The organism is Clostridioides sp. ZZV14-6387 (assembly GCF_020657835.1).
GTDB classification, from domain to species: Bacteria; Bacillota; Clostridia; order Peptostreptococcales; family Peptostreptococcaceae; genus Clostridioides; species Clostridioides difficile_A.
Genome location: NZ_JAGWCW010000151.1, coordinates 1 through 304, shown reverse-complemented (window position 1 = coordinate 304; position 304 = coordinate 1). Strand labels below are relative to the sequence as shown.

At 28.3% G+C, this 304-nt stretch carries 1 protein-coding gene; it reads left to right on the top strand.

Annotation, left to right across the window (positions count from 1 at the left end; genetic code table 11):
- Positions 1-236: 236 nt before the first annotated feature.
- Positions 237-304, top strand: a 68-nt coding sequence (locus tag KGF38_RS20180; RefSeq protein ID WP_141657933.1) for a helix-turn-helix domain-containing protein, incomplete at its 3' end; no start/stop codon positions are given.

The following is a 304-nucleotide window of genomic DNA, read 5'->3' as shown; positions in this document are numbered from 1 at the left end:
GAAGGATAAGATATAGTCTGTGCTTACATGAAAGTGTAAGAAGTTCATAAGAGAACTGCATAGGTAGTAGCGAACTTATGTGAACGACAACCTCAAAAATGATAAAAGTTAGGACTTACGGTTCTTACATATGTTATTTAAAAATAAATATAAAAACCTTTAAAATACTTGTTTAAAAAAATTTACCTTGTTAATATTAGGATGGGTGGAAAAATCAGAAAAACAAGTAAAGTGAGGTGATAGTAGTGGAAAAAGCATATAAGTTTAGAATGTATCCAAATAAAAAACAGCAAGAGTTAATTAA